This is a genomic window from Neobacillus muris, from assembly GCF_943193175.1.
Taxonomy (GTDB): domain Bacteria; phylum Bacillota; class Bacilli; order Bacillales; family Cytobacillaceae; genus Neobacillus; species Neobacillus muris.
In genome coordinates this window covers 37,265-52,018 of record NZ_CALPDF010000036.1, presented here as the reverse complement: position 1 = coordinate 52,018, position 14,754 = coordinate 37,265, and the positions used below count along the sequence as shown (strand labels likewise).

Annotated in this window: 15 protein-coding genes; all 15 read right to left on the bottom strand. The window is 43.5% G+C overall.

The genetic code is table 11. The features are described from left to right. Window positions 1-349: 349 nt before the first annotated feature. Window positions 350-1,834 (bottom strand): lysine--tRNA ligase, encoded by a 1,485-nt coding sequence (gene lysS / locus NFS43_RS18935; RefSeq protein ID WP_251554340.1) that lies wholly within the window; start codon window positions 1,832-1,834, stop codon window positions 350-352. Between the two features lie 195 nt (window positions 1,835-2,029). Beyond that, complete coding sequence (gene dusB, locus NFS43_RS18930; RefSeq protein ID WP_251554339.1) at window positions 2,030-3,031, bottom strand: tRNA dihydrouridine synthase DusB; 1,002 nt, start codon at window positions 3,029-3,031, stop codon at window positions 2,030-2,032. A 21-nt stretch (window positions 3,032-3,052) separates the two neighbouring features. Then, window positions 3,053-3,262 (bottom strand): helix-turn-helix domain-containing protein, encoded by a 210-nt coding sequence (locus NFS43_RS18925; protein WP_251554338.1) that lies wholly within the window; start codon window positions 3,260-3,262, stop codon window positions 3,053-3,055. Continuing rightward, window positions 3,214-3,735, bottom strand: a complete 522-nt coding sequence (folK, locus tag NFS43_RS18920; protein WP_251554337.1) for a 2-amino-4-hydroxy-6-hydroxymethyldihydropteridine diphosphokinase — start codon at window positions 3,733-3,735, stop codon at window positions 3,214-3,216. Before folK ends, NFS43_RS18925 begins: the two co-directional genes overlap by 49 nt. 3 nt (window positions 3,736-3,738) lie before the next feature. Beyond that, complete coding sequence (gene folB, locus NFS43_RS18915; RefSeq protein WP_251554336.1) at window positions 3,739-4,098, bottom strand: dihydroneopterin aldolase; 360 nt, start codon at window positions 4,096-4,098, stop codon at window positions 3,739-3,741. Next, on the bottom strand, window positions 4,091-4,933 hold the full coding sequence (gene folP, locus NFS43_RS18910) for a dihydropteroate synthase (RefSeq protein WP_251554335.1): 843 nt from the start codon (window positions 4,931-4,933) through the stop codon (window positions 4,091-4,093). Before folP ends, folB begins: the two co-directional genes overlap by 8 nt. 110 nt (window positions 4,934-5,043) lie before the next feature. Next, window positions 5,044-5,973, bottom strand: a complete 930-nt coding sequence (gene cysK / locus NFS43_RS18905) for a cysteine synthase A (protein WP_251554334.1) — start codon at window positions 5,971-5,973, stop codon at window positions 5,044-5,046. Window positions 5,974-6,116: 143 nt separating this feature from the next. Continuing rightward, the gene (locus NFS43_RS18900; RefSeq protein WP_251554333.1) at window positions 6,117-7,013 is read right to left on the bottom strand and encodes a peptidyl-prolyl cis-trans isomerase; all 897 of its coding nucleotides are present in this window, start codon (window positions 7,011-7,013) and stop codon (window positions 6,117-6,119) included. Window positions 7,014-7,037: 24 nt separating this feature from the next. Further along, complete coding sequence (hslO, locus tag NFS43_RS18895) at window positions 7,038-7,916, bottom strand: Hsp33 family molecular chaperone HslO (protein WP_251554332.1); 879 nt, start codon at window positions 7,914-7,916, stop codon at window positions 7,038-7,040. Between the two features lie 2 nt (window positions 7,917-7,918). Then, entirely contained in the window at window positions 7,919-8,716 is a 798-nt protein-coding gene (locus NFS43_RS18890) for a type III pantothenate kinase (RefSeq protein WP_251554344.1), read from the bottom strand. A gap of 99 nt (window positions 8,717-8,815) precedes the next feature. Continuing rightward, entirely contained in the window at window positions 8,816-10,771 is a 1,956-nt protein-coding gene (gene ftsH / locus NFS43_RS18885) for an ATP-dependent zinc metalloprotease FtsH (protein ID WP_251554331.1), read from the bottom strand. A 128-nt stretch (window positions 10,772-10,899) separates the two neighbouring features. Next, window positions 10,900-11,445 carry a hypoxanthine phosphoribosyltransferase gene (hpt, locus tag NFS43_RS18880; RefSeq protein WP_478354354.1) on the bottom strand — a complete coding sequence of 182 codons (546 nt, stop codon included), beginning with the start codon at window positions 11,443-11,445 and terminating at the stop codon, window positions 10,900-10,902. A 22-nt stretch (window positions 11,446-11,467) separates the two neighbouring features. Next, window positions 11,468-12,856, bottom strand: coding sequence for a tRNA lysidine(34) synthetase TilS (gene tilS / locus NFS43_RS18875; RefSeq protein ID WP_251554329.1), 1,389 nt, complete (start codon window positions 12,854-12,856; stop codon window positions 11,468-11,470). Window positions 12,857-12,984: 128 nt separating this feature from the next. Then, window positions 12,985-14,031, bottom strand: coding sequence for a protein kinase domain-containing protein (locus tag NFS43_RS18870; RefSeq protein WP_251554343.1), 1,047 nt, complete (start codon window positions 14,029-14,031; stop codon window positions 12,985-12,987). After that, window positions 14,000-14,737 carry a vWA domain-containing protein gene (locus NFS43_RS18865; protein ID WP_251554328.1) on the bottom strand — a complete coding sequence of 246 codons (738 nt, stop codon included), beginning with the start codon at window positions 14,735-14,737 and terminating at the stop codon, window positions 14,000-14,002. Before NFS43_RS18865 ends, NFS43_RS18870 begins: the two co-directional genes overlap by 32 nt. Window positions 14,738-14,754: the final 17 nt, after the last annotated feature.

The window sequence follows — 14,754 nt, the reverse complement described above, 5'->3', positions numbered from 1 at the left end:
AAAAATAACGTTGGCTTCATTTCAAAAAGAAACGAATATTTTATTGTTGACGTTTTTGTTTGTTTAGTTTTCAAAGAGCAACCCGTCACTCAAAAGCGACTTTATTATGATACCAAGTTATCAACTTAAAGTCAACAACTTTTTTTAAAAAATTCTTTGTCGGAGACTTAATGTCTCGCGGCAACAGATAATAATATATCACCATTATTAGTTTGGTGCAATAGTTTTTTTAGGATTATTTTAAAGTTGTAATTTTCTAATTCTAATACTATCTTTTTTTAAAAGCTTCAACGATCAGATACTGCTATAAATGTAATAAAAAAACGCCGAATCATTCGGCGTTTTCCTATTAGCGTTGGCGCATTAGCGGGAATAACAGCACATCACGGATGGATGGCGAATTGGTCAATAGCATCACTAAGCGGTCAACACCAATGCCCAGACCACCAGTAGGCGGCATGCCATATTCTAATGCTTCCACGAAGTCTTCATCCATCATGTGCGCTTCATCATTACCTTGTTCGCGCTCTTTTAGCTGGGATTCAAAACGTTCCCGCTGATCAATTGGATCATTTAATTCTGTAAATGCGTTGGCATGTTCACGGGCTACGATAAATAACTCAAAACGATCCGTGAATCTTGGATCTTCTTCATTTTTCTTTGCAAGCGGAGAAATTTCAACCGGGTGCCCATAAATAAAGGTTGGCTGAATCAGTTTTTCTTCTACCTTTTGCTCGAAGAATTCATTTACAATATGCCCATATTGCATGTGTTCAGTAATTTCTACCCCGTGTTCCTTTGCAAGAGAACGGGCTTCTTCAACACTCATTTCTTTCCAGAAGTCGACGCCAGTGTATTCTTTGATGGCATCCACCATATGAAGCCTCTTCCACTGCGGTGTTAAATCTACCTCATATTCTCCATATTGGATTTTTGTCGTACCTAATACCTCTTGAGCAATATGGGCAATCAAATTTTCCGTAAGGCTCATGATATCACGGAAATCTGCATAGGCTTCGTAAAGCTCAATCATGGTGAATTCAGGATTATGCCGGGTAGAAACTCCTTCATTTCTGAATACACGTCCAATTTCATAGACCTTCTCTAGACCGCCGACAATTAATCGTTTTAAATGAAGCTCAATAGCAATCCGCATAAATAACGGCATATCCAGAGCATTATGATGCGTAATGAACGGACGAGCAGCAGCTCCCCCGGCTATAGCATGCATCATTGGTGTTTCTACTTCCAGGTATCCGTGGTCATCCAAGTAACGGCGCATTGCTTGGATGATTTTACTGCGGGTAATAAATGTTTCTTTGCTTTCCTGGCTCATGATAAGATCCAAGTAACGCTGGCGATAGCGCTGCTCAATATCTTTTAAGCCGTGGAATTTATCAGGCAATGGACGCAGTGCCTTTGTTAGGAAGGTAAATTCCTTCACTTTGATTGATAGTTCACCCATTTTTGTTCTAAAAACAGTTCCCTCTACTCCGACAAGGTCACCTAGGTCGGCGGAATTGAAAATTTGATAAGCCTCTTCCCCGACTGCATCCTGTCTAACGTAAATCTGGATTTGTCCTGTTAAATCTTGAATATGGGCGAATCCTGCTTTTCCTTTGCCGCGTTTCGTCATGATACGGCCGGCAAGTCGGACGGAACCACTTTTTGCCTCTAGCTCTTCGGCTTCCAATTCACCGTACTCAGCCTGCACATCTCTGGCAGTATGAGTTCGATCATATCGCTTTCCAAACGGATCAATGCCATTTTCCCGCATTTCCGCCATTTTTTCACGTCTGACTATTAATTGGTCATTTAATTCTTCCTGACTCATGTTTTAATCAACTCCAATATTTCTAAATATGTATATCGCTAGGCATTCTACTTGGACATTTTTTCACATACTATATTATTTTACACAAAATCAAGTGTTCAGACATCAAAAATGTTTAATTAAAATAAAAACTGCCAGTTTTGCACTGGCAGTTTTTATTGCGGGCCGAAAATAAGCATCAATTAGGCAGAAGCTTTAACTAACTATAGCTTGTTCTTGTTCCCTTGCTTCTGCCTCCACAACCAATTCATTTAATACAGCGACTAATTGTCCGCGTGTTAGGCATTCGTTAATTGCGCTGCGGGCGTTTGCATTTCCGCGGACTCCCTTTAGATACCAGGCGGCATGCTTGCGCATTTCGCGTACGGCGATATCCTCGTTTTTCAGAGCAATCAGGCGGTCTAAGTGAAGAATGCAGACATCCATTTTTTCGCGTACAGGCGGTTCCCCCATCAACTTGCCAGTTTCTAAATACTGCACTGTCCGGTAAATTATCCACGGATCACCAAGCGCCGCCCGTCCGATCATGACGCCATCGGCACCTGTTTCTTCCAGCATTCTTTTTGCATCCTGAGGTGTTTTTACATCACCGTTTCCGATAACTGGAATACCAACAGACTGCTTAACCTCCCGGATAATATCCCAGTTGGCTGTACCCTCGTACATTTGGACCCGTGTCCGGCCATGCAGGGCTACAGCCTGTCCGCCTGCCCGTTCAACGGCTTGAGCGTTTTTTACCGCATAAATATGATCTTCATCCCAACCCATTCGCATTTTTACGGTAACGGGCTTTTCTACAGCAGCCACGACAGCAGATACCATTTCATAAATTTTATTTGGATCCAGCAGCCATTTGGCTCCGGCATCACATTTTGTGATTTTGGGAACCGGGCAGCCCATATTAATATCAATAATATCAGCATTTGTATTTTGGTCTACAAATCGTGCCGCTTCAACGAGGGTTTCTTTTTCACCGCCGAAAATTTGCAAGCTTAACGGTTTTTCCCGTTCATCGATGTAAAGCATGTTCAACGTTTTTTCATTTTTAAAAACGATACCCTTGTCACTGACCATCTCGGCACAAACTAATCCAGCACCGAACTCTTTAACCGTCAAGCGGAATGCAGAGTTGCAGACCCCTGCCATCGGAGCGAGGACAACAGGGTTCTTCATGTCGATGTTCCCGATTTTTAACATGAGCTTCCCTCCTATCTTTTGTTATTTTTCTTCAGGTGTTAAATCATCAAGGCTTATATTTAGGCTCGAGGCTATTCTTTTTAACAAATCATCTCCAGGCAGACGGTTCCCTCTTTCAATCTCTCCCAAGATGGAAACTGATACGCCTAGTTTCTTGGAAAAGCTTTCTTGGGTATACCCCTTTAGTTTCCGATAGGCTCGGATACGTCTTCCCCATTTTTCCGCTTCCATATTCGGACTCCTTCTTTAGGTAATCTAGTTAACCATGCTGTGATCCGTTCTTCATCGAACATCCGTAAATCAGGATTTAACTCCAATAATGGCACCATCACAAATGCCCGTTCAAGCATTCGCGGGTGTGGGACAATTAACTTCTCTGTTTCAATATTTTCTTGGTTATAGAGGAGAAGGTCAAGGTCTAATGTTCTTGGACCCCACCTTATTTCCCTTTTCCTTCCAAGGGTTGATTCAATTAAAAGGCACCGGTCCAATAATTGATATGGATTCAGGTCTGTGGTTACCTTGATAACCATATTTAAAAATAGATCCTGGTCCTCATAGCCAACGGGATCTGTTTCATAAATAGAAGAGCCATTTTCCAGCTGAATATCTTTATTGCCAGTTAATTGGCTGATAGCACTCATCATATTATCATAACGGTTTCCCATATTTGAGCCAAGTGCAATAAATGCTGTGTTTTCCACTTTTTATCTCCCCCTTGTAATTTCTACCGCTACAGAATCGTAGTGCCCTGGTATCGGAGGATCTGGTTTTATCACTTTAACAATTACTTCAGACACTGGCTGAAACCGCTCTAGGACTCTGGAAGCAATAGTCTCAGCCACCGCTTCCACTAATTTCTTAGGTTCTCCTTCAGCAACTTCCTTGCACAGCTGATAAAGCTCGCCATAATTAACGGAATAATTGAGGTTATCCGTTTTACCAGCTTTTTTTAAATCCACAGAAACGGTCAGGTCCACGATAAACCGCTGGCCGAGAATGGTCTCCTCCGGAAAAACACCATGATAGCCGTAAAATTCCATTCCTTTCACATAAATTTTATCCACTTTGTTCACCTTTCCCCATTAAAGCATCCATCATCCTCGCCATACGGCTGATTTCCTTAACATCATGGACGCGTACCATTTGGCAGCCTTTTTGAATCCCATAACAGACCGTAGCACCGGTACCCTCTAGTCTTTCATTTACCGGAAGGCCTAATGCTTCGCCAATCATTCTTTTCCGGGAAGCCGCCAGCAATACCGGATAGCCAAGCATGGCCAGCTTGTCCAAATTCTGCATCATGAGCAGGTTTTCCTGATAGTTTTTAGCAAAGCCAATGCCCGGGTCCAAAATGATATTCTCATCCTTAATCCCGGCTTTTTTTGCCAAAGCAATGCTCTCGTAAATGTCGTTCAAAACATCCCTGACAAAATGATGGTAATGCGCTTCACGTCTATTATGCATTAGGATGATTGGAACCCCAAGTTCGGCTGCAGCTAAAGCCATTTTGTCATCCGCCTTCGCACCCCAAATATCATTTATGATATGAGCACCTGCCTTAATGGCCTGTATAGCCACTTCCGACTTATATGTATCAACAGATAAAGGCACTTGAACATGCTCGGCCAACGCCTCGATGACCGGGACAATCCGCTCGATTTCCTCTTCATCAGAGATTCTAGTATGGCCCGGCCGTGTCGATTCCCCGCCAATATCAATGATATCAGCTCCATCCGCTGCCATTTGCTTCGCGCGTTCGATGGCTTTATCCATTTGATTATATTTTCCCCCATCGGAAAAAGAATCCGGTGTGACGTTTAAAATACCCATTATTATCGTTTTCTTTGAATAATTGAGAGCATATGGGCCGCATTGAATTTGTCCTAGATCCTGTTTCATTGGTTCCCCCCCTATGCAAAGTTCATCTCTTTTATCATACAGGAAAACCTGTTTGTTTTCATAATTTCTGCATAAAAAAGGCCCTGACAGCAGCCAAGACCTTTTTGTGATTATTCAGCATCATATTGATAAAGTGGAGTACTTAAGTAACGTTCGCCGTTATCAGGAACAATGGCGAGAACTTTTTTGCCTTTTCCAAGCTTTTTAGCCACTTCGAGCGCTGCATGAATGGCAGCACCCGAAGAAATACCGCCAAGAATTCCTTCTTCTCTTGCTGCACGGCGCGCTGCTGCAAATGCTTCCTCTCCACCAACTTTAACAATTTCACTGTAAACTTCCGTATTAAGAACTTCAGGAACGAATCCAGCACCAATACCTTGAATTTTATGTGGACCTGGTTTTCCTCCAGATAAAACTGGGGAATCCGTTGGTTCAACTGCATAAATTTTAATTTCTGGAAACTTCTCGCGAAGAACCTCACCTGCACCAGTGATCGTTCCGCCAGTACCGATTCCAGCAATAAATGCATCTAATTGATCCATTTGCTCGACAATTTCTTTACCGGTCGTTCTGCGGTGAACTTCTGGGTTTGCTTCGTTATTAAATTGCTGCGGCATGAAGTAGCCATGTTCCGCAGCTAGGCTTTCCGCCTTTGCAATAGCTCCCTTCATTCCTTCTGGACCAGGCGTTAGAACAAGCTCTGCACCATAGGCGCGAAGAAGGTTTCTTCTTTCTAAGCTCATAGTCTCCGGCATAACAAGAATGGCTTTGTATCCTTTTGCCGATGCTACCATTGCAAGGCCGATTCCAGTGTTGCCGCTGGTCGGCTCGATGATGGTGCTCTCGCCTGGCTTGATTAAACCTTTTTCTTCAGCCGCTTCAATCATAGCCAAGGCAATTCTGTCTTTTACACTGCTGCCAGGGTTAAAATACTCCAGCTTTAAATAGACTTCTGCACTGTTCTCATCTACTATTCTGTTTAACTTCACAATTGGTGTTTGACCGATTAATTCGGTAACTGAATTTGCTACACGAACCATAATGGCACCTCTATTCCGAGTATTTTTATTGGATTTATATAAAATTTAACAGTTTAAACCTTGTATTGTCAATCCATTTGCACCAGATTTCCTAAATAATTTGAAATATTTTCAAAAATAAAACACAGAAATAAATCCTGTGTTTATTGTGCTTCTTTTGCACTGCCATAAAACCAATCCACCTTGGCGGCATCCCAAAGCGGTTCCGCTGACGCCGGGGTGTTCATTTGTTCCAGTGCAATTTGCCGGCGGATTTGGTTTTTTACCTCTTTAAACGAATACGACTTGCCTTTGAATTTCCCTTCCAGTTTCACAATGGCATAACCCTGGCCGGTTTTGATCGGGCCGCCGTAAGTGCCTTTCTTGAGTTTTTTTGCAGTCTCTATATAATTGGCAGGATAAAGTTCATCCTCTCTTGTAATATAACCTATATCCCCGCCTTCATTCGCTGAAAACTCATCTATCGAACGCTCCATGGCCAACGCGGAGAAGCTTGACCCCTGTTTTAATTCCTTTAAGGTCTTTTCTGCCTCTTGCTTTGTCTTTACCACTATATGTGCTAGATGGTAGGCTTCCGGCACGTTATATAAATCTTTATTTTTGTCATAGTAATTTTTAATCTCTTTATCTGAAACAATGGCATCTTTGGTTAAAATTTCTTCTAGGAGCAGGCTATTTTTGACCTGTTCCTTCCACTTTTTCTCAGAAGGATAGTTTTTTTGGTCAAAAGAATGATTGGTGGCCTGAAGCAGACGGTATTCCCTGTCAACTTCCGAGTCTGCCACCTTTATATGATACTTGGCTGCCAATTCTTGAACCACCTTCTGGTCCACCATATCCTTTAATACATCTTTTCCATATCTGGTTTCAAGCTCATGAAGCCAATCCTGCCTTGTAATTTCCTCGTTTCCTACACTTGCAACCGTCTCGCTGCTTGCAGCGCCATCGGCATCTGTCTCTTTTGAAAGAAAAAAGGCTACGGTCAAACAATTGAGCATGATTAGCCCGGCAATTACCATCCAAAGCTGCTTCTTCCCCAAATCTTTCTCCTCCGCCAAAAAAGGTTATTTTGCCTCTTGCTTAAGTTTTTCTAATTCCTCTTTAGTAAACAGGTATTTTTCATTGCAGAAGTGGCAGTGAGCTTCAGCCTGTCCGTCCTCTTCAATCATAGCTGTAATTTCATTTGCCCCTAGTCCGATGATGGCATCAGCAAACCGTTCCTTTGAACAAGTGCATTGGAAATGAATCGGCATGGTTTCCATGATTTTTACGTTTTCTTTCTCAAATAATCTTTCTAATAGTTGTTCCGGGGATAATCCTTGCTCTATTAATTTCGAAACAGGGGGGATGGTTTTTAATCGTTCTTCCAATTTGCTTATGACTTCATCGTCTGTCCCCGGCATGATCTGCAAAATAAATCCTCCGGCCGCTAAAATGGTATCATCTGGATTGACAAGGACTCCGACACCGACAGATGATGGTGTTTGCTCAGATACCGCAAAGTAATAGGTGAAATCCTCTCCTAATTCCCCTGACACAAGCGGCACTTGTCCAGAGAAGAAATCACGGAGCCCGATATCCTTGACAACCGCCAATAAGCCATCCGTTCCCACCGCGCGGCGGACATCGAGCTTGCCGTGTTCATTATGTTCAAAATCAACTTGCGGATTGCCCACATACCCGCGGACCTCACCTTTGGCATTACTGTCGACAATAATCGCCCCAATCGGTCCTCCGCCATTGATTTTGATGGTTAGCTTGTCCTCCCCCTTCAGCATCGCCCCCATCATCACACCGGCTGTCATCGCGCGGCCAAGTGCTGCAGATGCAGTCCGCCATGTCTGGTGACGCCGCTGCGCCTCACTTACCGTCTCTGTTGTACAAGCGGCATATGCCCTGATCCTTCCATCAAACGCAAGTGCCTTTACTAAATAATCTTTCATCCTTATACCCCTTTCTCGCTGCTATTCTTTATCGTATCCAAGTTCCGGGCATAGATAAGCCGCAATCCTTTTAATGTTAAAAATGGGTCAACAATATCAATAACGGTGGATTCCTGGGCGATTAACTTCGATAGTCCGCCCGTTGCAATCACAGTCGGTGTCTTTTTGCTTTGGCCAACCATTCGTTTTACAATTCCTTCAACCTGCCCAACATAGCCATACACAATTCCCGACTGCATGGCTGATACCGTGTTTTTGCCAATCACCCCTTCAGGGCGTGCGATTTCAATCCTTGGCAGTTTAGCTGCTCTCGAGTATAATGCTTCCGTCGAGATGCCGATTCCTGGCGCAATTGCGCCTCCCATGTATTGGCGTTCTTCATTGATATAGCAATAGGTAGTTGCCGTCCCAAAATCGACAATAATCAGCGGACTTCCATATTCTTGAATGGCTGCAACCGCATTCACGATCCGGTCTGCCCCTACCTCTTTTGGATTATCATATTTTATGTTTAACCCTGTTTTGATTCCCGGGCCGACAACTAATGGTTTAATGTGAAAATATTTTTGGCACATCCGTTCCAGCGCAAACATGATTGGCGGAACGACCGATGAGATAATAATGCCTTTAATATCTGAAAAGCTTAACCCTGAATAATCAAATAAAGCTTTGACATTCATGCCAAATTCATCTTCTGTCCGGTGGCGGTTCGTTTCCACCCGCCAATGATATTTCAATTGGTCACCATCATATACCCCAAGAACAATATTGGTATTCCCTACATCAATTACGAAAATCACATCTATCACTCACTTTTTCGAAATATTCTTCGTCACATGGCAACATAATACCATAATTAGATAAGGAAGAAAAAAAAAGAGTGCTTCATAAGAAGCACTCTATTTATAATCGATATCTTCAGGAGGAAGATCCAAGATCGACTTTTCCTCTTCATCCTTCTTCTTAATGGTTACTTTGACATCTTCATCATTCTTGCTGTCCAATTTAACCGTTTCAAGCTCAGCAGGATTTTCTGGCAGGCGGCCATTCTCAACAAGATAATGAATCTGTTCTGCATTCAGTGTTTCGACTTCCAGAAGGGTCTTAGCAATCAGGTCAAGCTTATCACGGTTTTCAGTAAGAATCTGCCTACATCTTTCATATGACTCTTTAATGATCCGCTGGATTTCCAGGTCAATTTCATATGCAATGGCATCTGAGTAGTTCTGCTCATTATGAAGGTCACGCCCTAAAAATACCTGACCGCCTTGATTTTGGCCAAATTGGAGAGGACCAAGCTTATCACTCATCCCAAACTCCGTAACCATTCTTCGGGCAATGCCGGTCGCACGCTGGAAGTCATTATGGGCACCGGTACTTACCTCGCCAAACACAATTTCTTCTGCCACACGGCCGCCTAATAGGCCAACAATTTTATCCAGTAATTCTTGCTTAGTCATAAAATATCGATCTTCTCTTGGCAGCATAACGGCATATCCGCCAGCCTGGCCGCGAGGGACAATTGTCACCTTATGGACCATATCAGCCTCATCCAGCACTAATCCGATAACAGTGTGGCCGCCTTCATGGAAAGCGACAATATTCCGTTCTTTTTGAGATATAACACGGCTCTTCTTAGCAGGTCCGGCAATAACACGGTCGGTCGCTTCATCGATATCGACCATATCAATTTTCTTTTTATTTTGTCTTGCAGCCACTAGCGCAGCTTCATTTAACAGGTTTTCCAGGTCTGCACCGGAGAATCCTGGTGTACGCATTGCAATGTTCTTTAAATTGACAGATTCATCAAGCGGTTTATTGCGTGCATGTACCCGCAATACCGCCTCACGGCCATTGACATCTGGACGGTCGACAGTAATCTGGCGGTCAAAACGTCCTGGACGCAGTAACGCTGGGTCCAAAATATCCGGACGGTTAGTAGCGGCGATAATAATGATTCCTTCATTGGCGCCGAATCCATCCATTTCAACTAACAATTGGTTCAATGTCTGCTCACGTTCATCGTGGCCGCCGCCCAAACCGGCACCGCGCTGACGTCCTACGGCATCAATTTCATCTATAAAGATAATACATGGAGCATTTTTCTTGGCATTTTCAAATAAATCACGAACGCGGGATGCACCAACTCCGACAAACATTTCCACGAAATCGGAACCGCTGATTGAGAAGAACGGCACGCCTGCCTCACCGGCTACCGCACGGGCAAGCAAGGTTTTACCTGTCCCAGGAGGTCCCACCAACAAGACGCCTTTAGGAATCCGCGCCCCTAATTCAGAGAACTTGCGCGGGTCTTTCAGGAATTCAACAACCTCAACTAATTCAGCTTTTTCTTCGTCGGCACCGGCTACATCTTTAAAACGAACCTTTTTCTTATCGTCGTTATAGAGCTTTGCCTTAGATTTGCCGAAGTTCATGACTCGGCTGCCGCCGCCCTGGGCTTGGTTCATGAGGAAGAAAAACAATATAAAGATAATCACAAACGGAATAATGGAAGTAAAGAATGTTACCCAGCCGCTTGTTTCCTTAGCGGGCATCACTTCCACCTTTGAATCCGATTGGTTAATACGATCAATGATTTGTTCACTGCTTGGGATATACGTGATGAACTTTTTACCATTATCTACATCATTATCAAGCTGGCCGCGGACTTCATAAACACCGCGTTCCGGCTGCATTGAGAATGAAGCGACTTCATTATTTTCCAAATGAGTAATGAACTCGTCATATTTAATATGATCAGTAGGCTCATTACTTCCGTTAAAGAAACTTACAACACCAATAATGACTAAAAATATCAATAAATAAAAGATGGTATTACGGAAGATCCGATTCATCTCTTACCTCCTCCCACTTAAACAAACTATACTAAATAGTATCATAGAAAATCTTGTTAATTCAAGGAATTGCTCTTGCCCTTTGAACACTCAAAACTGTTTAAAGATCCCTTATCTATTGGTATTGCTTAAATATTATCGCTATATACTTCCGGTTTCAGAACTCCAATATATGGAAGGTTCCGATACTTTTCCATATAATCCAGCCCATAGCCCACCACAAACTCATCCGGGACGATAAAACCGACATAATCAGCTTTGATATTGCTTTTCCTTCCGGTAGGTTTATCCAATAAGGTGACAATTTTTATTGATTTTGCTTTTCTGTAACGGAATAAATCCACTAAATAGCTTAAGGTTAAACCACTGTCGATGATGTCTTCAATAATTAAAATGTCCCTTCCCTCTACTGAGGTATCTAAGTCCTTTAGGATTTTCACCTCTCCTGAGGAAACCATAGCGTTTCCGTAGCTGGAGACATCCATAAAGTCCATTTCCAGATAGCAGTCCACCCGTTTTAATAAATCTGCCATGAAGGGCATTGCCCCTTTAAGAACACCAATGGCAAGCGGGAAGCGGTCATTATATTCTTCCGTTAATTGAGCGGCCAACTCCTTTATTTTTTGTTGAATTTCTTCTTCTGAAACTAAAACTTTTTCAATATCCTGGTTCATCATCAAATGTCCCCCTAGAAGTTCATTCCTTCTCATAAGTGAGATGTATATATGGTTGTGAAGTTGTTTCTACACCTTCATATGAAGACTTTTTCAAGCCTGGAAGCCAAAGAATGCAGCCATCTCTGTCAGTAATGACAGGCCAAGTATCTCGGTCATGCAGCGGAACCTTTTGGTCAATAAAGATATCTTTTAACTTTTTTGACCCTTTCATTCCTTTTAACGTCATTCGGTCCCCTTTTTTTCGGGTACGAACGATGAGAGGCCATTTTACGTGGTCTGCATCAAACAGCGCTGTATTGGTGTGTATGCCGGGACGCACTTGGGTTCCCATTGTGATCGTAATACTAAATCCATTTGGCAAAGCAACTGAACCAGGTCCAGCTATTTCAAAATAGTATTCCTCGGATCCTTGAGTTAAAAATTGGAAGTTTAACTCGTTATAAGAACGAGTCACTCTTAACCCCTTAGGAAAATCCAGTCTGCCAGATGGTCCGCCATGCCGGATTAAGTAAAATACATCATCGATATGTACAGCAGAAAGATCACCTGCAGATTCTTTGTAAAGATAGTTTAATATTAGTTGAATCCCTCGTCTTTGTAAAGGCAAAGGCATTGTAGAAAAACTCTCTATGTCAATGGCAATTTGCTGTTCGTCCCTGTTTTTCATTACTGTATTCATTTGTTGGACAGTTAATTCCTGAAGATATTTTTCATCAGCCTGCAGCTCTTCACTAAACCGTTGGAAATGCTCGTGCACATGCGGGTTTTCTTTTTTTAAAAAAGGAATAGCCTGATGGCGGAATCGATTCCTTGTATACACACTTTCCAAATTGCTCGGGTCTATTCTTGGTTTCAAATAGTGCCGCCGGCAATACTCTTCGATCTCCGTTTTGGTTAAACACAGAAACGGGCGGAATAGCAGACCGCCGGCAAACGGACGGGAGAAGGGGATCCCGGCTCTGGCCATTCCCGAGCTTCCTCTCGTCAAACGCATCAGAACGGTTTCCATTTGGTCATCGCCATGATGGCCAAGCGCCAAATAGGAGCAGTGGTGCTTTTCCATGACCTGCTTGTAAAATTGATAGCGGACTTCTCTGGCGGCCGTCTCGGCGCTTTTCCCATCAGCCTCCATGATTTGAGGAACATTTACTTGGGCCATTTCAAAAGGGACCCCATATTCCGCACAAAAATTTTTGACAAATAAGGCATCCTCATACGATTCCTGTCCGCGAAACATATGGTCTACGTGTGCAGCGACAATCGTGAGGTTCCATTTTTCCCTTTGTTTAGCGAGATAATGCAGCAGTGCCAAAGAATCCGGCCCTCCTGATACACCAACAGCCACTTTGCCGTTTTCAAGCGTAAATAAATGGCGTCTAAGAAAAGCCTTGACCTTTGCTTCTAACATTTAAGATGCACTCTTTCTACTAAATTTTCTATCACCATTACAGCTTGTGTTCTTTAATGAGCCGACTGGGACCTTTGTTTTTTTGATTTCTACATATACGATTTATATGGTGGATTGGTTTCATTTTTTTAAAGGATTTTCATAAAAATATACCACCCGTATAACCCGCCCAGGACGGCCGCGATGATAAGATATTCCTTCCATCTGCTTTTCTTCTTATGTTTACGGTAAGCTTTCCTGCTGGAGGGATGGCTTTGTGCACTGGGCTGTTTTTGCTGCTGCTTCCTGGAATTCAGGGGGGATTGCGGACTGCCTTTGCCTCCTCCGCTTCCACCTGACGTTTTTGGCCTATCCGCCCGGTCCTGTCTCGTTACAATCTGTAACAAGTCGTCCCTCATTTGCTTTGCTGATAGGTATTGTCCTTCTAAAGCACGCAAGATCACCTTTTCATAGGGCAAAAGCTCTTGCCTTTGCCTGACAGCCGCTTTAAGCTGAGCAATCCCGCCGATTTGCTGTTTGGCAAAACGGTTGGGATAGGCAGTATTAATCATGATCATAGCGCAGGCAAATAAGTCATAGGAGGGTTTGGCTTTTCGGGAACCAAGCCCCCAATACCCACGGTCATAAAACTCAGTAAACTCTTTAATCGCTCTCCCCTGAATCGTTGTCCCACCCACATCAATGCATCTTACAGCAGGCGGAGGACCTGTCACAATTAAATTTTCCGGTTTTAAATCGCCGAACACCCAGCCGTTTTCATGGATCTGCGCCAAATCATTTAACAGCTGCAAAAACACGACTGGCATCCATGATTTTCCTTTTTGCTGCAAGAAGGATAGCAGGTCAGGTCCTTGGATATACTCCATTACATAGAAGGAAACCTTGCTCCCATCCCCGCCAGTCTGCCAATCGTCCATATCAAGCAAAGAAGGCCCAAGGGAAGTTCCCTGGACCTTTGCAAAGGATTTTAGTACGTTTACCTCCGATGTGATCGACATACTATTATCACTCATTTTTAATGCGGCATGACGGCTGCCGTACTTTACAAGGTAGACCACCCCATTGGCTCCATATCCAAGTTCCTTGAGGATTGTATAATGGTTGTTATGCCATTTCCCCGTGATAACCGTACCAGGCTGTACCTTATACCGACTCTTCAAAGAATGATTCATCATCATCTGACAGCAGGCTCCTTACATTTCTCTTTTCACTGAAGGACGACAGGGCCGTCCGGAGTGCCGGACCCGTAGGCGTAATGCCGCCTGTCGTAAGTTTTGAAAAGATGCTTGTCAAAGATTGTAGATTAGGCGTCCAGTCCAGCAATTTTTCGACATCATTTCTTTTCCCGGGAAATGCATAAACAGAAAACTGATTTCCCCCGGTCCTGGCATTTAAACTAAGGGATAAGTCCAGCAAGGCCTCCTTAACCGTCGGAAGCTTATGCTTCATACTGGCACTTGTATCGACAAGAATCAGCACCTCTAATTCGACAGTTTCTCCAAGTTCGTCGACCACTTCCATGACCTCCCCGCGCTTTTCAGGCGGCAGGTCTTCCATTGATTGCGAACGGCCGAGAATTTGCTGCAGTTCGCGATTGACCACTCCTTGTATCGTTTGATTCATCGCTTTGCGGGTCACCATTTGAACGGTTTGCGAGAGCTGCTTGGCATAGACAATCTGGCTGACTCCGCCTCCTGACAAGGCAATGCCTTCAATTTCAGTCATTCCTTTTTCATCAATGACGTCATGCTCCATTACGCCTATAACATTCACTGTGATCCCTTGCTCGTTGGCAAGAGCGGCCATAGCGATTGGATCCTCGCCTTGATTGGAACAGCCATCCGTTATCAATAAAATTTGCCTTATTTTTCCTGCGTTCATCTTTCTCCCTCCACATC